The organism is Pseudomonas sp. NPDC087804 (assembly GCF_044742965.1).
GTDB classification, from domain to species: Bacteria; Pseudomonadota; Gammaproteobacteria; order Pseudomonadales; family Pseudomonadaceae; genus Aquipseudomonas; species Aquipseudomonas rustica.
The window spans coordinates 266,747-285,942 of record NZ_JBIUVN010000002.1; the positions used below are offsets into that span (position 1 = coordinate 266,747).

The 19,196-nt window shown below is 60.2% G+C and carries 15 protein-coding genes; 8 read left to right on the forward strand and 7 right to left on the reverse strand.

Features of this window, described 5'->3' with window-relative positions; genetic code table 11:
* Positions 1–88: 88 nt before the first annotated feature.
* The 4 genes from ACIOMO_RS08295 (at position 89) to ACIOMO_RS08310 (ending at position 6,583) form a co-directional block, all read left to right on the forward strand.
* Positions 89–1,657: a purine-cytosine permease family protein gene (locus tag ACIOMO_RS08295; RefSeq protein ID WP_401239833.1), complete on the forward strand. Its 1,569-nt coding sequence runs from the start codon at positions 89–91 to the stop codon at positions 1,655–1,657.
* A 2-nt stretch (positions 1,658–1,659) separates the two neighbouring features.
* The gene (gene betA / locus ACIOMO_RS08300) at positions 1,660–3,348 is read left to right on the forward strand and encodes a choline dehydrogenase (RefSeq protein ID WP_401239836.1); all 1,689 of its coding nucleotides are present in this window, start codon (positions 1,660–1,662) and stop codon (positions 3,346–3,348) included.
* A 167-nt stretch (positions 3,349–3,515) separates the two neighbouring features.
* On the forward strand, positions 3,516–5,555 hold the full coding sequence (locus tag ACIOMO_RS08305; protein ID WP_053121765.1) for an NADPH-dependent 2,4-dienoyl-CoA reductase: 2,040 nt from the start codon (positions 3,516–3,518) through the stop codon (positions 5,553–5,555).
* A gap of 125 nt (positions 5,556–5,680) precedes the next feature.
* Positions 5,681–6,583, forward strand: coding sequence for a 1-aminocyclopropane-1-carboxylate deaminase/D-cysteine desulfhydrase (locus tag ACIOMO_RS08310; protein WP_401239839.1), 903 nt, complete (start codon positions 5,681–5,683; stop codon positions 6,581–6,583).
* Between the two features lie 168 nt (positions 6,584–6,751).
* Here ACIOMO_RS08310 and ACIOMO_RS08315 read toward each other — a convergent pair whose 3' ends face one another.
* From ACIOMO_RS08315 to ACIOMO_RS08325, 3 genes are all read right to left on the reverse strand, one after another.
* On the reverse strand, positions 6,752–7,300 hold the full coding sequence (locus ACIOMO_RS08315) for a cytochrome b (protein ID WP_053121761.1): 549 nt from the start codon (positions 7,298–7,300) through the stop codon (positions 6,752–6,754).
* Between the two features lie 188 nt (positions 7,301–7,488).
* Positions 7,489–8,316 carry a phosphonoacetaldehyde hydrolase gene (gene phnX / locus ACIOMO_RS08320; RefSeq protein WP_053121759.1) on the reverse strand — a complete coding sequence of 276 codons (828 nt, stop codon included), beginning with the start codon at positions 8,314–8,316 and terminating at the stop codon, positions 7,489–7,491.
* 144 nt (positions 8,317–8,460) lie between these two features.
* Entirely contained in the window at positions 8,461–9,570 is a 1,110-nt protein-coding gene (locus ACIOMO_RS08325) for a 2-aminoethylphosphonate--pyruvate transaminase (RefSeq protein WP_401239843.1), read from the reverse strand.
* Positions 9,571–9,682: 112 nt separating this feature from the next.
* Between ACIOMO_RS08325 and ACIOMO_RS08330 the strand changes: the two genes are divergently transcribed.
* Positions 9,683–10,543 carry a LysR substrate-binding domain-containing protein gene (locus tag ACIOMO_RS08330; protein ID WP_401239846.1) on the forward strand — a complete coding sequence of 287 codons (861 nt, stop codon included), beginning with the start codon at positions 9,683–9,685 and terminating at the stop codon, positions 10,541–10,543.
* Between the two features lies 1 nt (position 10,544).
* On the opposite strand, the gene ACIOMO_RS08335 is transcribed toward ACIOMO_RS08330, so the two are convergent.
* Together ACIOMO_RS08335 and ACIOMO_RS08340 are read right to left on the reverse strand one after the other, a co-directional pair.
* Positions 10,545–11,273, reverse strand: a complete 729-nt coding sequence (locus ACIOMO_RS08335) for a CatB-related O-acetyltransferase (protein ID WP_282358773.1) — start codon at positions 11,271–11,273, stop codon at positions 10,545–10,547.
* Between the two features lie 122 nt (positions 11,274–11,395).
* Positions 11,396–12,268: a LysR family transcriptional regulator gene (locus ACIOMO_RS08340; protein ID WP_053121752.1), complete on the reverse strand. Its 873-nt coding sequence runs from the start codon at positions 12,266–12,268 to the stop codon at positions 11,396–11,398.
* A 285-nt stretch (positions 12,269–12,553) separates the two neighbouring features.
* Between ACIOMO_RS08340 and ACIOMO_RS08345 the strand changes: the two genes are divergently transcribed.
* Both ACIOMO_RS08345 and ACIOMO_RS08350 read left to right on the forward strand, forming a co-directional pair.
* Entirely contained in the window at positions 12,554–13,879 is a 1,326-nt protein-coding gene (locus ACIOMO_RS08345) for an MFS transporter (RefSeq protein WP_053121750.1), read from the forward strand.
* Positions 13,880–13,952: 73 nt separating this feature from the next.
* Positions 13,953–15,344: an FAD-dependent oxidoreductase gene (locus ACIOMO_RS08350; protein ID WP_401239851.1), complete on the forward strand. Its 1,392-nt coding sequence runs from the start codon at positions 13,953–13,955 to the stop codon at positions 15,342–15,344.
* Between the two features lie 118 nt (positions 15,345–15,462).
* On the opposite strand, the gene ACIOMO_RS08355 is transcribed toward ACIOMO_RS08350, so the two are convergent.
* On the reverse strand, positions 15,463–16,848 hold the full coding sequence (locus tag ACIOMO_RS08355; protein ID WP_401239853.1) for a type VI secretion system Vgr family protein: 1,386 nt from the start codon (positions 16,846–16,848) through the stop codon (positions 15,463–15,465).
* Between the two features lie 221 nt (positions 16,849–17,069).
* Between ACIOMO_RS08355 and ACIOMO_RS08360 the strand changes: the two genes are divergently transcribed.
* Positions 17,070–17,774, forward strand: a complete 705-nt coding sequence (locus tag ACIOMO_RS08360; protein ID WP_053121745.1) for a YebC/PmpR family DNA-binding transcriptional regulator — start codon at positions 17,070–17,072, stop codon at positions 17,772–17,774.
* A 102-nt stretch (positions 17,775–17,876) separates the two neighbouring features.
* Here the strand turns inward: ACIOMO_RS08360 and ACIOMO_RS08365 are convergent, their stop codons facing one another.
* Positions 17,877–19,190, reverse strand: coding sequence for a leucine-rich repeat-containing protein kinase family protein (locus ACIOMO_RS08365; RefSeq protein WP_401239856.1), 1,314 nt, complete (start codon positions 19,188–19,190; stop codon positions 17,877–17,879).
* Between the last annotated feature and the right edge of the window lie 6 nt (positions 19,191–19,196).

Here is a 19,196-nt window from a genome sequence, read left to right on the forward strand (position 1 = left end):
ACGCACTGAACAACCCCTCTCCACGGGGAGGGGCAACCCGAAAGGATGCCGTTACTTCGTCATGATCTTCCAACAATAAGAGCCCATCATGAACATAGAAGCCAAAGCCGCTCCTGGTGTGTCACTCCTCGGCGACAAACCTGTCGTCGAGGGTCATTCGATCGATTTCATTCCGGAAAACGAACGCACCGACAAGTTATCCAGTCAGGGGCCGTTCTGGTTTCTGGGCAACTTCACTTTCTTCACCATGACCATCGGTTTCGTTGGCCCGAGTGTCGGACTGACCGCGCTCTGGACGACCCTCGCCGGCACGCTGGGCATCATGTTCGGCACACTGTTCATGGCGTTTCATGGCTCGCAAGGCCCGCACCTTGGGTTGCCGCAAATGATCCAGTCGCGGGCGCAGTTCGGTTATCGCGGGGTGATTCTGGTGCTGCTGGCGACGCTGTTTGTGTTCGCCGGTTTCAACATCGTCAATCTGGTGTTGATGATGCAGGGCATGCACACGCTGTTCGGTTTCGAGCCATGGTTGGTTGCCGTGGCAGTGACGATTCCGGCGGCGATTCTGGCGATCCTCGGCCATGACTGGATGCACCGCAGTTTCAAATGGGCGTTGTGCCTGTCGATTCCGTTGTACGGTCTGGTGACGTTGGCCGTGCTGATGGGCTGGGTGCCGGATGCGCCGCTGCCCGTGCTCGCCGCCGGGGACATCGCGCCACCGCCACTGGGGTTCAACTGGACCGGTTTCATCGCGCAGTTTGCCGCCGCCGCCAGCTACAACATCGCCTACGCGCCTTATGTCTCGGACTATTCACGGTATCTGCCGAAGAACACCTCCAGCGGCAAGCTGATTGCCGTGGTGTTTGTCGGCGCCTCGTTGTCCGGCGCGTGGATGATTTCCGTGGGCGGCTGGCTCGCCGATCACCTGCATTCCACCGACGTGCTGGTGGCGCTCGGACAGGTCGGCAATGTGATGTCGCCACTGGTTGGCACGGCCGTGGTGGTGATCACGATTCTGGCGATCCTGCCGGTGATTGCGATGAACATCTACAGCGCCAAACTGACCACGCTGACGTGCGTCGACTCGATCAAAAAAATCCAACCCACACGCAAGGCACGGGTGCTGGCGATCACCTTCGTGATCCTCCTGCAATTGGGCGTGGCGCTGAGTATTCAAAGCACGGGCAAAGGTTTGTCGGTGCTGGGGATTTACCTGGTGGTGATGCTGTACTTCCTGGTGCCCTGGACGTCGGTCAACCTCACTGACTACTTCTTCGTGCGCAAGGGCCGCTACGCGATCCCGCACTTCTTCATGCCCAAGGGCAACATCTACGGCAGCTGGGGCCTGCGCGGCATCGCCGCGTACGCCATCGGGTTTGTCGCGATGATCCCGTTTTTCTACATCTACGACGGCGTTGAACAGCGCGAGGTGTATGTCGGCCCGCTTGCCAGAGCGCTGGGCAGCATCGACATCGCCTGGCTGGTCGGGCTGATCGTGTCGGGACTGGCGTATTACTGGTTCAGCCGTTCGATCGATCTGGCGAGTGAAGAAACCGTGATCCGCCAGATCGAAAAAACCTCTCCGCAATACACCACCGGCGACTCGCTGACGCGACGCGTGTCGCCCGCTACCAAGCCATCGACGGCCGGGAGATAAGCATGGCTACGCAAAAATACGACTACATCATCATCGGTGCCGGCTCCGCCGGTTGTGTATTGGCCAACCGCTTGAGCGAAGACCCGGACACCTCGGTGCTGGTGCTGGAATTCGGTGGCAGCGATCGCAGTGTGGTGATCCAGATGCCGAGCGCTTTTTCGATTCCGATGAACACCAAAAAATACAACTGGCGCTATGAAACCGAACCGGAGCCATTCCTCAACGGACGGCGCATCCATTGCCCGCGCGGCAAGGTACTCGGCGGTTCTTCATCGATCAACGGGCTGGTCTACATTCGCGGTCACGCCTGCGATTTTGACGAATGGGAATCCCTTGGTGCGCAAGGATGGGGCTACCGTAATTGCCTGCCGTATTTCAAACGTGCCGAGCACTATGAAGCGGGCGGCGATAACTATCGCGGGCAGACCGGGCCGCTGCACACCACCAACGGCAACCACATGAAAAATCCGCTGTACGGCGCGTGGGTGCAGGCCGGCGCCGAGGCGGGTTACATCAAGACCGACGACTGCAACGGCTACATGCAGGAAGGTTTCGGCGCGATGCACATGACCGTGAAAAACGGTGTGCGCTGTTCAACGGCCAACGCCTATTTGCGCCCGGCGATGGCGCGTCCGAACCTCACCGTGATCACCCACGCGATGACCCGGCAGATCCTCCTCGACGGTAAACGTGCGGTCGGCGTCAGCTATGACCACAACGGCCAGACGCACGAGGTCTATTGCCGGCGCGAAGTAGTGGTTTCGTCCGGGCCAATCGGCTCGCCGCACCTGCTGCAACGCTCCGGCATCGGCCCGGCCGACGTGCTGCGCAAGGCTGGCATCGAGGTGCGCCACGATCTGCCCGGTGTCGGTGAAAACCTGCAGGATCACGCCGAGGTGTACATCCAGTTCAGTTGCAAGGAACCGGTGACCCTCAACAGCAAAATGGATCCGCTGAGCAAATTGCTCATCGGTTTGCGCTGGATGCTGTTCAAGGATGGCCTCGGCGCGACCAACCATTTCGAGGCTGGCGGGTTTATCCGTTCGGACAAGGGTTTGCGTTGGCCGGACATCCAGTTTCACTTCCTGCCGGCGGCCATGCGTTACGACGGCAACAAGCCGATCAAGGGCCATGGCTTCATGGTGCTCACCGGGCCGAATAAGCCCAAAAGTCGCGGCTATGTGCGCGCACGCTCGGCGGATCCGTACGAGCATCCGCAGATCCAGTTCAATTACCTGCAACGCGAAGAAGACCGCGAAGGTTTTCGCCGCTGTATCCGCCTGACCCGGGAGATCATCGGCCAGAAAGCCATGGATCGTTTCCGCGACAGCGAGATCGCTCCCGGCGTTTTGGTTAACAGCGACGAAGACCTCGATGCCTTCGTTCGCGAAAACCTCGAAAGCACCTATCACCCGTGCGGGTCCTGTCGAATGGGCGAGGACGCGCTGGCGGTGGTGGACTCCGAACTGCGCGTGCACGGCCTCGATGGCCTGCGCGTGATCGATTCGTCGGTGTTCCCGAGCGAGCCGAACGGCAACCTCAATGCTCCGACCATCATGCTCGCCGAACGCGCCAGTGATCTGCTGCGCGGGCGGGCGATGTTGCCGCCGTCAGAGGCGCCGGTGGGGTTGGTGCAGGATTGGGAGAACAGCCAGCGCACATCGTTGCCAGGGCGCAATGTCCGGGTTTAGCTGTTCGAGTGAACCAGCGCCGACGTAGGTGGTGTGCATTTAGATCATTAAGTTGTCAGTTACGGTCATTGAGTGATCACGGTGCGGCTCTTAGTCTGTCGAACATGACTGACGGGGGACGCAGAGCTCCCGCAACTTTTCCGTGATTGCTCGTTGTGGAGTTACCGATGACCGCCGCTCATTACCCGCACCTGTTGGCCCCGCTGGATCTGGGATTCACCACGCTGCGCAACCGCACCCTGATGGGTTCGATGCACACCGGCCTGGAAGAAAAACCGGGCGGTTTCGAGCGCATGGCGGCGTACTTCGCTGAGCGTGCGCGCGGCGGTGTTGGCCTGATGGTGACTGGCGGGATCGGCCCGAATGACGAGGGCGGCGTTTATTCTGGTGCGGCCAAGCTGACCACCGAAGAAGAAGCGCTCAAGCACCGCATCGTCACCCGCGCGGTGCATGACGCGGGCGGCAAGATCTGCATGCAGATTCTCCACGCCGGTCGTTATGCCTACAGCCCGAAACAAGTGGCACCGAGCGCGATTCAGGCGCCGATCAATCCGTTCAAACCGAAAGAGCTGGACGAGGAAGGCATCGAGAAGCAGATTAGTGATTTCGTCACTTGCTCGGTGCTGGCGCAAACCGCCGAGTACGACGGCGTCGAAATCATGGGCTCGGAAGGTTATTTCATTAACCAGTTCCTCGCCGCGCACACCAACCACCGTACCGACCGCTGGGGCGGCAGCTACGAAAACCGTATGCGCCTGCCGGTGGAAATCGTCCGCCGTGTGCGCGAAGCGGTGGGCCCGAACTTCATCATCATTTTCCGTCTGTCGATGCTCGACCTGGTCGAGGGCGGCAGCACCTGGGATGAGATCGTCACCCTGGCCAAAGCCATTGAGCAGGCCGGCGCGACCATCATCAACACCGGCATCGGCTGGCACGAAGCGCGGATTCCGACCATCGCCACCAAAGTGCCGCGTGCCGCGTTCAGCAAGGTCACTGCCAAGCTGCGTGGTTCGGTGAGCATTCCGTTGATCACCACCAACCGCATCAACACCCCGGAAATCGCCGAGCAGATTCTCGCTGAAGGCGATGCCGACATGGTCTCGATGGCGCGGCCGTTCCTCGCTGATCCGGACTTCGTCAACAAGGCTGCTGAAGGCCGCGCCGACGAAATCAACACCTGCATCGGTTGCAACCAGGCGTGCCTCGATCACACCTTCGGCGGCAAGCTGACCAGTTGCCTGGTCAACCCGCGTGCCTGCCACGAGACCGAACTCAACTATCTGCCGGTGCAGCAGATCAAGAAGATTGCCGTGGTCGGTGCTGGCCCTGCCGGTTTGTCTGCCGCGACCGTGGCCGCCGAGCGTGGCCATCAGGTGACCTTGTTCGATTCGGCCAGCGAAATCGGCGGTCAGTTCAACATCGCCAAGCGTGTGCCGGGCAAAGAAGAGTTTTTCGAAACCCTGCGCTACTTCAAGCGCAAGCTGCAAACCACCAATGTTGAGGTGTGCCTGAACACTCGCGTTGATGTGGCCAAACTGGTTGAAGGCGGCTACGACGAAATCATCCTCGCCACCGGCATCGCCCCGCGTCTGCCGGCGATTCCCGGCGTTGAGAACGCCAAGGTGTTGAACTACATCGACGTGATCCTTGAGCGCAAACCGGTTGGCAAGCGTGTCGCGGTGATCGGTGCGGGCGGCATCGGTTTTGACGTCTCGGAATTCCTTGTTCATGAAGGCGTTGCGACCAGTCAGGATCGCGCCGCGTTCTGGAAAGAATGGGGCATCGACACGAAACTGGAAGCACGCGGTGGCGTCGCCGGGATCAAAGCGGCGCCGCATGCACCGGCGCGTGAAGTGTTCCTGTTGCAGCGCAAGAAAACCAAGGTCGGCGACGGTCTGGGTAAAACCACTGGCTGGATTCACCGTACCGGTTTGAAGAACAAGCAGGTGCAGATGCTCAACAGCGTGGAATACCTGAGCATTGATGATGACGGTCTGCACATTCGCATCGGCGAAACCGGCGAGCCGCAACTGCTGGCGGTGGACAACATCGTGATTTGCGCGGGGCAGGATCCGTTGCGTGAGCTGCACGATGGTCTGGTCGCGGCGGGGCAGAATGTGCACCTGATCGGCGGCGCGGATGTCGCGGCAGAGCTGGATGCCAAACGCGCGATCAACCAAGGCTCGCGCCTCGCCGCTGAGCTGTAAACACCCACTGTAGGAGCTGCCGCAGGCTGCGATCTTTTGATTTTGTTTTTTAAAGACAAGATCAAAAGATCGCAGCCTGCGGCAGCTCCTACTAGTATGTGTTTTTTTCAGATTACGCAGTGCTCATGTTTCCCCAAGCCCCCCTCGAACCTCTTCATCTGGACTGGCTGACTTCCGCCGGCATCGAAGTGGCGATCCTGCGTCTCGACCAGATCGACCCGCTGATCAGTGGCAACAAGTGGTTCAAACTCAGCGAACACCTCAAAGCTGCCGACCGTGCGGGCGCCGAAGGCATCATCAGCCTTGGCGGCGCGCATTCCAATCATCTGCATGCATTGGCAGCGGCCGGAAAACGGCTGGGGTTCAAAACCGTGGGGCTGTTGCGCGGGCATGCCCAGGAAACGCCGACGGTGAAGGATCTGCAAGCGTTCGGCATGCACCTGCATTGGTTGGGGTTTGCCGGTTACCGGGCACGGCATGAGCCGGGGTTCTGGTTACCGTGGCGGGCGCAGTATCCAGAGTTGCATGCGGTGCCGGAGGGTGGCGGGGGATTATCGGGTGCGCTCGGTTGCGTGACGCTTAAGGAGCAAGTCGACGCGCAATTGCATTCATTGGGCTGGAGTGATTACCACGGCTGGTGGCTGGCGTGCGGCACCGGGACGACGCTGGCGGGATTGGTGCTTGCCGAGGCGGGGGCGCATACGGTTTATGGTGCGTTGGCGGTGCCGGAAGATCACGGTGTGGCGCCGCAGGTTGAGTCGATTCTGCGAGAAGCGGGGCGGGTGGATGCGGGGTATGAATTGATTGATGCCAGCCGAGGTGGTTTTGCCAAGGTTGATCCGGGGTTGCTCGCGTTTATTGAACAGACCGAACAGGCTAGCGGTGTGCCCTTGGAACCGCTGTATACCGGCAAAGCGCTGCTGGCCCTCAAGGAACAGATAGACGCGGGCAGATTTGCCAGTGGCACACGACTGGTCTTCGTCCACACCGGCGGCCTACAAGGCAGACGCGGTTTCCAGCCCCGATAGGTGAGATTTTTGTGGCGAGGGGATTTATCCCCGATGGGCTGCGAAGCAGCCCCCAATCCAGCCACCATAGTTCAGCCTGACTCACCGCATGCTGAGGTTTTGGGGCCGCTTCGCAGCCCATCGGGGATAAATCCCCTCGCCACAATGAACTGCATAACCGCAGGTACTTCACCCGCGCTTCGGCATCATCCGCAGCAACGTGTTATCCCTCACCACATAATGGTGATAGATCCCCGCCAGCGCATGCAGGCCGATCAGCCAGTAACCGATCGTGGCGATCAGCACGTGCCAGCCCTCCACCTGTTTGGCGAAGGCTTTGTCCTCACCCACCAGCAGCGGCAGATCAAAACCATAGAACATCACCTGATGCCCCTCGGCGCTGGTGATCAGCCAGCCCAGAATCGGCATGCTAATCATGAACAGGTACAACGCCCAGTGCATCAGCCGCGCCAGTACGGTTTGCCATTGTGGCGAAGCGGGGAAGATTTTCGGTGCCGGGCCGAGGCTGCGCGCGAGCAGGCGAAACCACACCAGCACGAACACGGTCAGGCCGAGCATGTAATGCACTTCGCGGATCAGCGTGCGGCCGCCGCTGCCTTTGGGGAAGAAGCCGCGCAATTCCATGCTGGCATACACCAGCACCAACAACACCAGCATCAGCCAGTGCAGCAGAACCGACACGGTGCTGTAGCGAGATTCGGAACTTGTCCACGGCATACGGTGTTTCCTCACAGATCAGGGTCAACGCTGCCGTTCTAGGGCGACGGCATGCTTTAACTGTAATCCGCTTTGGCGGATTTGCCTGAGGCTGATCGGACTTTCAATGCTCTGTGTCACGGGTTTCATGAAAAAAAACGCCAGCGTCGGGCAGACGCTGGCGTTTTTGTTTACTGCGGGCCGGGCAATCAGCTCGATTGCGGCATCTCACCCTTGGCCAGACGCTTGTTGATGTCGGCAATCACTTCCGGCAAATCAGTGATGGTGTCGATCATGTAGTGCGGACGTGAGCTTTCGAACAGCGCGTGGATGCGCTTGCGTTCGCTGGCCAGTTCATCGCTGCCCAAGGCGCGGAAGCCTTCGTAATCCAGGCCCAGCGCGTTGCCCGAGCAGATCAGCGCGACCGTCCACATCCCGGCGCGACGCCCTTCGAGGATGCCCGGCACGGTGTCGTCGATCTTCACGCAGGCGCCGACGTCGTCGATGCCCAAGGCAATCACGTTGGCCAGTGCCTGGGCCGGCCATGGGCGACCGTTCGGCACTTCGTCAGTCGCTACGACATGGTCAGCGACATAACCGTTGGTGGCGGCCAGTTCGACGACTTTGTCCATGACCTGCTTCGGGTAGCCGGAGCAGGAGCCGATCTTGATCCCTTGCTGACGCAGATTGGCGATGGTTTCCAGCGCGCCGGGAATCAGCGCCGAGTGCTCGGCGATCTTCTCGATCTGCAGCGGCATGAAGCGGTTGTAGATCGCGGTGACGTCGTCATCGGTCGGCGTGCGGCCGAACACTTTGCGATAACGCTCGGCGACTTGCGGCTGATCGCAGAGAGTGCGGATGTGATCCCACTTGCCCATGCCCATCGGGCCACGGGCTTCTTCGATGGAGACCTGCACATCGAATTCGGCGAAGGCTTCGACGAAAATCTGCGTCGGCGCGAACGAACCGAAATCGACCACGGTACCGGCCCAGTCGAGGATCGCGGCTTGCAGCTTGCTTGGATTGACGTAGTTCATGTTGATCAAATTCCTGTAATGGCAATGCAATTCAAACTGTAGGAGTGAGCCTGCTCGCGATAGCGATTGTTCATTCAACATCGTCGTCGACTGACACGGCCTCATCGCGAGCAGGCTCACTCCTACAGGGGATTTGTGTGGAGTTCAGATTTCGAGGACTTCCATCTCACGCAGCACGTCACCAACAGCCGCCACGGCCTGGCGCATTTCGTCCGGGCTGACATGACCGATGCAGCCGACACGGAAGGTCTCAACCTGAGTGAGCTTGCCCGGATAAAGGATGTAACCCTTGGCTTTGACCCGTTCGTAGAAATCCTTGAACTGAAAACGCGGATCGCTCGGTGCATGGAACGTGGCAATAATCGGCGCCTGAATCGCTGCCGGCAGAAAGCTGCGCAAACCGAGTTTGCCCATCTCTTCCATCAAGGCCTGGCAGTTGGCGGCGTAACGCGCATGCCGTGCCGGCAAACCACCTTCTTCGTTGTATTGCAGCAAGGCTTCATGCAGCGCCGCGACCACGTGGGTCGGCGGGGTGAAGCGCCATTGACCGGTTTTCTGCATATAAGCGTGTTGATCAAACAGATCCATCGCCAGCGAGTGCGAATTGCCAGCCGCAGCGGCCAGCGCCTCTTTGCGAGCGAAGACAAAACCCATCCCCGGCACGCCTTCCAGACACTTGCCGGACGCGGCGATCAGCGCGTCGAACGGCACTTTCTGTGCGTCCACCGGCAGGGCGCCGAAGGAGCTCATGGCGTCGATGATCAGGCGTTTGCCGTGCTGTTCGACGACGTGGGCGATCTCTGGCAGCGGATTAAGAATCCCGGTGCTGGTTTCACAATGAATCAGCGCGACGTGAGTGATATCACTGTCGGCGCGCAGCAAGCGGTCGACGTCAGCGGCGGTGGTCGGTTCGTCTTCAGCGGTTTCGAAGGTGCTGAACGAGCGGCCGAGCACTTCGCAGATTTTTGCCAGACGTTTGCCGTAAGCGCCGTTGATCAGCACCAGGACTTTGCCGTCGCGCGGCACCAGGGTGCCGATGGCCGCTTCGACGGCGAAGGTGCCGCTGCCCTGCAACGGCACGCAATGGTGAGTGGCGGCGCCGTTGAGGATCGCCAGCAATTGTTCGCAGAGGCTGGCAGTCAGTTGGTTGAAGCGGTCATCCCATGAACCCCAGTCGACCATCATCGCCTGGCGGGTGCGGGCCGAAGTGGTCAACGGGCCGGGAGTGAGCAGGATGGGTTCGGCAATACTCATTCGTGTGTCCTCGGATAGCGCTGTGGGATGAAGCTACGGGGCATACGTTGCAATTCGGCGTTGCATCAATCAAATTGTTTGTTGTTATGCCAGCCATCAGTGAGAGTTATCCATGAACCTGTTCCAACTGCGCGCCTTCGATGCTGTGGCCCGCGAAGGCAGCTTCACCCGTGCCGCTGCGCGGTTGTTCATCAGTCAGCCGGCGGTCACCGGGCACATCAAGGCGCTGGAGGAGCACTACCAGATCACCCTGTTGCGCCGCACCGCGCGACGGGTGGAACTGACCGAGGAGGGCACCAAACTGGCGGCGATCACCCGCGCGATGTTCGGCCTCGCGGAAGAGGCGCAGACCATGCTCGAAGCCAATCGGCAATTGCTCACCGGGCGCCTCGAAGTGGCGGCGGACGGCCCGCACATGGTCATGCCGATGTTGGCGAGCCTGCGCGCGCGTTATCCGGGGATCACGGTGAATCTGCGTTTGGGCAATGCTCAGGAAACCCTGGCGGCGCTGTTATCCGAGCACGCGGACGTCGCGGTGCTGACCGAAGTCGAGCCGCGCAAAGGCCTGCACCTGCAAGCGCTGAGCGAGTCGCGGATTTGCGCACTGGTGCCCGCCGCGCATCCGTGGGCAACGCGCCAAGGCGAGGTGAAACTCAACGAGCTGGATCAAGTGATCATGGTGTTGCGTGAACCGAGTTCGATCACCCGGCGAACGTTTGACGAGGCCTGTGCGCAGGCCGCAATCCATCCGCGTGTGCTGCTGGAGCTGGACAGCCGCGAGGCGGTAACGGAAGCGGTGGCCGCCGAGTTGGGCGTCGGCGTGGTGTCATCGGTGGAGGTCAGCCATGACCCGCGCGTGGTGGCGATTCCGATTGTCGGCGACGGCTTGGTCAACCGGCACATGATCGGTTGCATGGAGCGCCGTCGGGAATTGCGCTTGATTCAGGCTTTTTTCGGTTTGGCACCGGCCTGAATCAGGCAATCGCCAACTGCGCTTGCGCCGGCAGGATCGCTGTAGTTTTGCGCGTGACCTCGATTCTCGGGTAATCGGCCTGCTTCAACTGCATACCTTCGAGCAGATCCAGCGCGGCAGCCGGGTCGTTCAACGGCAGCGTCTGCAACAGCTTCACATCGAGATTCCACCACTGACTTTTGAGCAACCGTTCGATGGTCTGCGGGTCATGCCGGTACTTGATGATCTTCGCCGGGGTGCCGGCAACGATCGCGTAGGGCGGCACATCCTGCGTCACCAGCGCACGCGTCGCGATAATCGCGCCAGTGCCGATCTGTACCCCTTCAAGAATCATCGCGCTGTGCCCGATCCAGACGTCGTGGCCGATGGTGACGTCGGCCACCACCGGGTCGAACGTCAGGGCGGTGTCGGTGTACTGGAAGGGATGGGAACTGAGCCAGTCAGTGGGATGTGAGCTCTTTTGCTGGCCGATAAAGCAGCGGGTGCTGATCGAGCAGAACCGCCCAATCGAGGACACGGCGGACAGCACGCAATCGCTGCGAATGTAGGTGTGCGCACCGATGGTCAGGTGTTTCGACTCGATCACCACATAACCGATGGACACGTGCTCCTCGAGCGTCAGCCTGGATCGCTTGTGCAACGAGGAAATGCCGCCGGCGACTTTACAATCGTGCTGGCGAATCCATTTCTTCCAGAAATGATCTCGAACGGAATTGATTAGTTTTTTCACGATGCGTTCTTCGATTCCGTGATCGCAACTCTGCGAAAGGTGTTGGGAAATAATTTGTCACAGGAGCTCAGGCGCCAGTGTAGCCGACGATCTCGATCCGACTGAATACGAAAATTCCGACGTTACGCCAGACTCTCGCGCACCATCTCCAGAAACGTCGCCACCACGCGCCGCGAACTCTGTTCGCGCAGGCACACCAACGTTTCCGTGAGGCGTCGCGTGCAGTCGATAATCGGCAACGCGCACACCCGCGAATCCGCCCCAAATTCTGCCGCCGACACCACCCCGACACCAATCCCCACCACCACGGCCTCTCGCGCCGCTTCCCGGCCTTCGACCTGAATCGCCGGACGAATGCGAAACCCGGCCCGGGCCATTTCTTCTTCCAGGGTTTGCCGCGTTACCGAACCGTGTTCACGCAACACCAACGGCGTGTCATCGAGATCCGCCAGGCAGATCGACTCGCGCTCGGCCCACGGGTGATTACGCGACACAAACGCGACCATCGGATCGTTACGCAACGGAACACAGAGCAAGCGTTCATCGCTGACATCACGCCCGAGCAGGGCCAGATCGGCCTGATAGTTGAACAGACGAAACAGCGATTCGTCGGTGTTGCCGGTCTCGATCTTCACGCTGATCCCCGGATAGCGCTCGCAGAACCGCGCGATCTGCGGCAGTACATGCACCGGCGCATCCACCGCCAGAATCAGGCTGCCGGTCTGCAAGGCCTGGGATTCCTGGAGTAATTCCTGCGCTTCGGCTTCGATCACGAACAGCCGCTGGGTGATCGCCAGCAAGCGTTCGCCCAGATCGGTCAGGCGCACGGAACGTTTATTGCGGTGAAAAAGCAAAACGCCAAAGCGTTCTTCCAGTTTGCGTACCTGGTCGGAAATCGCCGGTTGCGTGAGGTAGAGCCGCTCGGCGGCTTTGGTGAAGCTGCCATGCACCGCGACGGCGTGGAAGGCTTTGAGTTGGGCGTGGGAGACTGCCATGGCGACTCCTGGTGCGAGATCAGTTCAGTAACAAGCTGAGCTTATGAGTGAAATACGATAAATCGATTTTATTTATTAAACAGTAATTGCTTTGATCGGCTCACGCCATCGCTGACTGCTCGGTCGAGCAGCGGCGTTGGCCATGAGCCTGTGCGTGCAACAGCAGGCCTCATCTGACCGGTACCGCCAGAGGGAAGGGTGGTATCGCAGTGCTCAACAATAAAAACACAGGCGTTTTGCTTAACGATTCTGCCGGCACACTCACACCCTGAGGTCAGAACCACAATGAACAAGCACATCGGCACCATCGCACGTTGGCGCGTGCAGATTTTCGCGATTACCTGGCTTGCGTACGCCGCTTTCTACTTCACCCGCAAAGCCTTTTCGGTGGCCAAACTGGGCATCGCCGAAGACCCGACCTTCATGCTCGACAAAATGGCCATGGCCAACCTCGACGCCATCTATCTGGCGGCGTATGCCGTGGGCCAATTCACCTGGGGCATGCTCGCCGACCGCTTTGGCCCACGGGTCGTGGTGCTCGGCGGCTTGCTGATTTCCGCCGCAGCCGCGTTGGTGATGGGCAGTTACGCCACGCTTCCGATTTTCGCCACCTGCATGCTGATACAAGGCCTGGCGCAGTCCACCGGATGGTCGGGGTTGTGTAAAAACCTTGGCAGTTTCTTTCCTGCGAAGGAACGCGGGCGGGTGCTTGGCTTGTGGAGTTCCTGCTACGCGTTTGGCGGTCTGGTCGCGTCGCCGTTCGCCGGTTGGTGGGCGTATACGTTGATCGGCAGTTGGCACGCGGCGTTTATTTCCAGCGCGGTGGTGGTGGCAGTGGTCGCGGTACTGTTCTTTATCTTCCAGCGCAATAAACCGGAAGACGTCGGCCTGCCGGAAGTGGATCCGGAGCCGGTACTGACCGCTGAGGAAACCGCAGCCAACAGCAAACTCAGCGTGTGGGAGCCGCTCAAGGAAATCCTGCGCAACCGCACGGTGTTGGTGCTCGGTCTGGCGTATTTCATGTTGAAACCGGCGCGTTACGCGATTCTGTTATGGGGCCCGGTGATCGTGTTTGAACAGATGCCGAGTGTCGGCAAAGTCGGCGCGGCGATTATTCCGACCTCGTTCGAACTGGCCGGATTGCTTGGGCCGATCCTCATCGGTCTGGCCTCGGACAAGCTCTTCGGTGCGCGGCGCATGCCCGCCTGCGTCATCAGTTTGCTGGCGCTGACCGTGACGCTGGCGCTGTTTATGGCCGCGCTGCAAACCGGCAGTGTGTTGCTGGTGGTCGCGCTGCTGTTTGTCATGGGCCTGACCCTGTATGGCCCGGACTCGATGATCAGCGGTGCAGCCGCCATCGATTTCGGTAAAGCCAAGGCGGGCGCCACGGCGGCCGGTTTCGTCAACGGTTGCGGCTCGGTCGGCGCGGTACTCGGTGGTTTGCTGCCGGGTTACTTCGACTCGGTGACGGTGTTTATCGTCTTCGCCGGTTGCGCATTGTTTTCGGCACTGGTGCTGATCCCGCACTGGAACAGCCGCCCGGTCGGCGTCATGGAACCACGCGCCTCGATCCCCAATTGCCCGCTGACCATCAAACCTCTGCGTACCTGAAAACCCGCTGCCTTGTGGCCTGCTGCGATGTTCGCGGCAGGCTGCGCCGTGGCCCACTGACTGGAGAAATCCCATGAGACCGTTTTGGCTGGAGCAGGCCTTGCAGGCTGATACGTCCGAGACTTGCCCGCCGCTGCAAGGCGAAGTGCGCACCGACGTGTGCATCGTTGGCGGCGGTTACACCGGGTTGTGGACGGCGATCATGCTCAAGCAACAGAACCCTGAACTCGATGTGCGGCTGATCGAAGCCGACATCTGCGGCGCTGGCGCCAGTGGGCGTAACGGCGGTTGTGCGCTGTCATGGTCGGCGAAATATTTCACCCTGGAACGCCTGTTTGGCGTCGAGGAGGCGGTGCGTCTGGTCAAGGAATCCGAGCGCAGCATTCATGCGATCGGCGAGTTCTGTGAGCAGTACGGCGTCGATGCCGATTACCGCCTCGACGGCACGCTGTACACCGCGACTAACCGTGCGCAGGTCGGCTCGACCGATGCGGTGATCGCGGCGCTGGAGCGTAACGGCATCAACTCGTTCACCCAGCGGCCGGTCGCGGATGTGCAGCGCATGGCAGGTTCCAGCAAACACCTGGAAGGCTGGTTTTCGCCAGCGGCAGCCAGTGTGCAACCGGGCAAACTGGTGCGCGGGTTGCGCCGCGTGGCGTTGCAACTGGGCGTGACGATCCATGAAAACACAGCAATGACCGGTCTGGAGGAAGGGCGCCCGGCGCGCATTCAGACACCCAACGGCAACATCATTGCCGACCGCGTGGTGCTGGCGATGAACGCGTGGATGGCCCGGGCCTTTCCGCAGTTCGAACGCAGTGTGGCGATTGTTTCCAGCGACATGCTGATCACCGAGCCGCGTCCGGATCTGTTGCAGGAGATCGGTTTGACCAGCGGTGTGACCGTGCTCGATTCGCGGATTTTCGTGCACTACTACCACAACACCCCGGACGGCCGGATCATGCTCGGCAAGGGCGGCAACACCTTTGCCTTTGGCGGGCGGATGCTGCCGGTGTTCGATCAGCCGTCGCCGTATGCCGGGTTGCTCAAGCGCAGCCTCGATGACTTCTTCCCGGCGTTCAGCGATGTGAAAGTCGATGCGACGTGGAACGGGCCGTCGGATCGCTCGGTGACCGGTTTGCCGTTTTTTGGGCAAATGAGCAGCAGCGGCAATGTGTTTTACGGATTTGGCTATTCCGGCAGCGGGGTTGGGCCTTGTCACATGGGCGGGCAGATTCTGGCGTCGCTGGTGCAGGGGCTGGATAACGCCTGGACGCGCTCGCCGATTGTGAACGGGCCGCTGGGGTATTTCCCGCCGGAGCCGATTCGTTACCTCGGTTCGCTGATGGTACGCAACGCCATCCGCCGCAAGGAACGCGCCGAAGATCACGGCCACCGGCCACGGCATCTGGACGTGCGCCTGGCGAAATTCGCCGCTGCCGCCGGCAAAGCCGACAAAGCCTGAAGGGTTGAAAACAACCCCTGTAGGAGCTGCCGAAGGCTGCGATCTTTTGCTGTTGATTGTAAAAAACAAGATCAAAAGATCGCAGCCTTCGGCAGCTCCTACAGGTCTCGATTTGTGGTCAGGAGCGGTTGATCAGCCAGTCGAGAAGCAGGCTGCTGTCGCGTGCTGGCGGTGCTTCAACCGGCGCGGATTCGCGCTGCGCTCCCAAACACAAAATCGGTCGATCCGGATCGCTGTCGAGAAAACTCACCCACACCTCACTGCCCGCACGGGGCAACTCATGCGCGGCAATGCGGCCATTGGCGTTGGTCAACGCAATTGGCAGCCAAATCCCCTCAGAATCAGGCGATGTTGGCCTCGGCCACAAACTCACCTTGATGCGCCCCTTGTCATCCAGTTTCGATGGTTGCCCCTTCATGCCCAGCACTCGCGCCAAGTGAATCCCCGGAATGCTCGGCCGTGATTGTTTCAGCGCCGGGCGAAAATCCGTCGACCATGGCAAAGCCGTGAACTCGCAGTGATAGCGATAAACACTCGGCGCCGGATCAAGGATGCAAGGTTGCTGACCCTGATGGCGCACCGACGTGATCAACCATTGTTCATTGAAGGCATTGATCGGATGTTCGGTCACTTGCAGCAGGTCGGCGCTGTTCAATCCGGGGCTGTCGCAGCGACCGTGAATCGAGCGGTACTGGCAGCGCTGGCGCTCCAGATGACGGCGGCTGCGTTGTTCGGCATGACGTTGTTCAAGGGACAACATCTGCGGTGCGAGGACAGGCACGGTTTGATTGGCCGAGTCCTCGCCCGACGCCTGTTGGCCACGATTGCGCACCCTGTGCAGCGCTCGAATTGGCGCGGCGTCATGTTGCTGAAACAGCGCGCAGACCCGTGGCGATGGCGTGTCATCGTCGAGACTGAAGGGCAGCAGCGTAGGTTCCTGCGGCAGGCTTAGGCTGTCATCGGCAAACACCACTACATGCCCGTCAGGCCGATGCTCGAAGTGATAATGAATGCCTTCCTCTTCACACAGACGTTGCAGCAGCGCCAGGTCGCTTTCCTCGTATTGAATGCAAAAGTCCCGTACGGGGTAGTGGCCGACGGTCATTTCGATGCGAAAGCTGTTCTTTGGCAGCCCATGCTCGGTGAGCAATTGTGCAAGGATCGCCGGCACACTCAACTGCACAAACACCCGGCGTTTAAGCGATTGCGCCAGACGTTGCAGATAAGGCACCAGCACTAATCGATAACCGATCCGGTGCGTGCCGCGATGTTCGCAACGGACACTGTGGATCAGGCCATGCACACCGTGCTGCTCGCTCAGGCGTAAATACGCCGGTTGCTCCAGCAAGCTGTCGGGCAGGACGGCGGGCGCCAGGCCAATGACATCGACCTCGAAGCGAAAGGGCTGATTGAGCGCTTCATCACCGCTGAAACGCACCACCGGCAGGCACAATCCGCCATCGATCAGGGTCAGGGTGAAGGGACTTTCCATGTCATTGAGCATTCGTACAGGTTCTGTCGGTCAATACGGACGGCAGAGGGTACGAAACCGCAGCGCGGAATAGTCACCGCAAGGCAGCTTTTCAGAATCGCCCTACACGTTGTGGTGAAGATGTCGATTCGCCAATCAATATTTTTGGTCGATTGCCGACTTTAGGCCGTATAAACTTGGCGCCACGCGTCGGCCAATAGATGTCTCGGCGCCACAGATCAAGAGAGTGAGTAATGGGCGCACAGTGGAAGGTTAAACACAAAGAAGCGGCAGCCAACGCCAGGGGCAAAATCTTCGGCAAACTGGTGAAAGAAATCACCATTGCTGCGCGTAACGGTGCCGATACCACCACCAACGCACACTTGCGTCTGGTGGTTGAACAGGCCAAGAAAGCCTCGATGCCGAAAGAAACCCTCGATCGCGCGATCAAGAAAGGCGCCGGTCTGCTCGGTGAAGCGGTGCAATACCATCGCGTGACCTACGAAGGTTTCGCCCCGCACCAGGTGCCGCTGATCGTCGAGTGCGTGACCGACAACGTCAACCGCACCGTCGCCGAAATCCGCGTCGCGTTCCGCAAGGGCCAACTGGGCGCTTCCGGTTCGGTCGCGTGGGATTTCAATCACGTTGGCATGATCGAAGCGTCGCCGGACACCCCGGACGCCGATCCAGAAATGGCCGCGATCGAAGCCGGTGCTCAGGATTTCGAGCCGGGCGAAGACGGCGCGACACTGTTCCTGACCGACCCGACTGACCTTGATGCCGTGCAGAAAGCCCTGCCGGAGCAAGGCTTCACCGTGTTGTCGGCCAAGCTCGGCTACCAGCCGAAAAACCCGGTGACCGGGTTGAGCGATGAGCAGATGGCTGAAGTTGAGGCGTTCCTTGAAGGCCTCGACAACCATGATGACGTGCAAGACATGTTTGTGGGGCTGGCTGGCTGATTTTCGTCGCCACTGATGGCCTCATCGCGAGCAGGCTCACTCCTACATTGGAACGCATTTCACTTGTAGGAGTGAGCCTGCTCGCGATTGACCGCGCAGCGGTCACAAATTTTCAAGATCCCGCAAAACTTCACTGAACCCCGGCCGCGCCAGCACATCCGCCTGACAGCAACGCCGCTCCAGCTCCTCCAGTTGCAAACGCCGCTCTTCACTCAACCCCGAATCGATACGCGCCAGCAATTCCCCCAACAAAACCCCGAACGCCCGCACTTCAATGCGTTGCAGCGCCTGCGTCTGCGCGTTATCCGTCGTGGCATGGAACGACGCCCCGCCAAAATCCCCCAATAAACAATCGCCTCGGTCGTTCAACATAATGTTGTGCCCGTAGAGATCGCCGTGGGTGATGCCTTGCTCATGCAGATGCTCCGCCGCCGAGGCAACGCCCTTGGCAATGCGCAGCGCAACGTCAGCCGTGAAGCGCAGGTCATCGGCGTAAACATCCCGCGAGCACGACGCCAGACTTGGCAACCCGGCGAGGTTGCGAAAGCTCGGATCGATCAACTGCATGACCAAGCCTTGCTGACCGTCGGGGTGGCCGTCGATTCGCCCTTCAACGCGGATCAAATTCGGGTGCAAGCCGGCGGTGATGCACGCGTTCATCTCGTGCAGCGGTGAGCCATCGCTGGTCATCTCACCTTTGTACAACTTCACCGCGACCGCTTCCTCGGTGTGATCAGCACGCCGCCAAACCGCCCGATAAATCACCCCGGAAGCGCCTTCGCCCAGCTTCTGCTCCAGCCGCAACGCTGACCAGTCGATCAGTGGCGTGGCTTCGAGGGCGGCAGCATCGGCTTCGGTTTCCAGCGGATTACCGGCGTAGGCGAGCCACGTCAGGCTCGGCAGGCTCAGCAGCCATTGCGGCAATTCGCTGAATTGGTTGACGGAGATGCGCAGCAGCTCGAGTCGGTGGCATTGGCTCAGCGACGGCGGCAGCGCATGCAGACGATTGCCTGACAGCATAAGTTTCTGCAGATAGGGGCGTTCGCCCAGTTCAGTCGGCAAGGTTTCGATGCAGTTGTCGGTCAGGATCAGCCAGCGCAACAGCGGCGGCAGCGCAGCGCCGGGGACGTTGACGATGCGGTTGGCCTTGAAACCGATCATCGTCAACGCCGCGCATTGGCCGAGGCAAGCGGGCAGTTCGGTGAACGGGTTGTCCGAGCAGAACAGCACGCGCAGGCGGGTCAGACGGTGCAGATCATCCGGCAGACTGCTCAGGTTATTGCCGCTGAGATTGAGGATTTCGAGGGTGTCGGCTAGCTCGAAAATCTCCTGCGGAAACTCGGTCAGCCCGCACGACAGATCCAGCCGCGTGATGCCCGACAACTCGCCGGCGCGCAATTGAGCAAGGGTGTGCATGTAGGT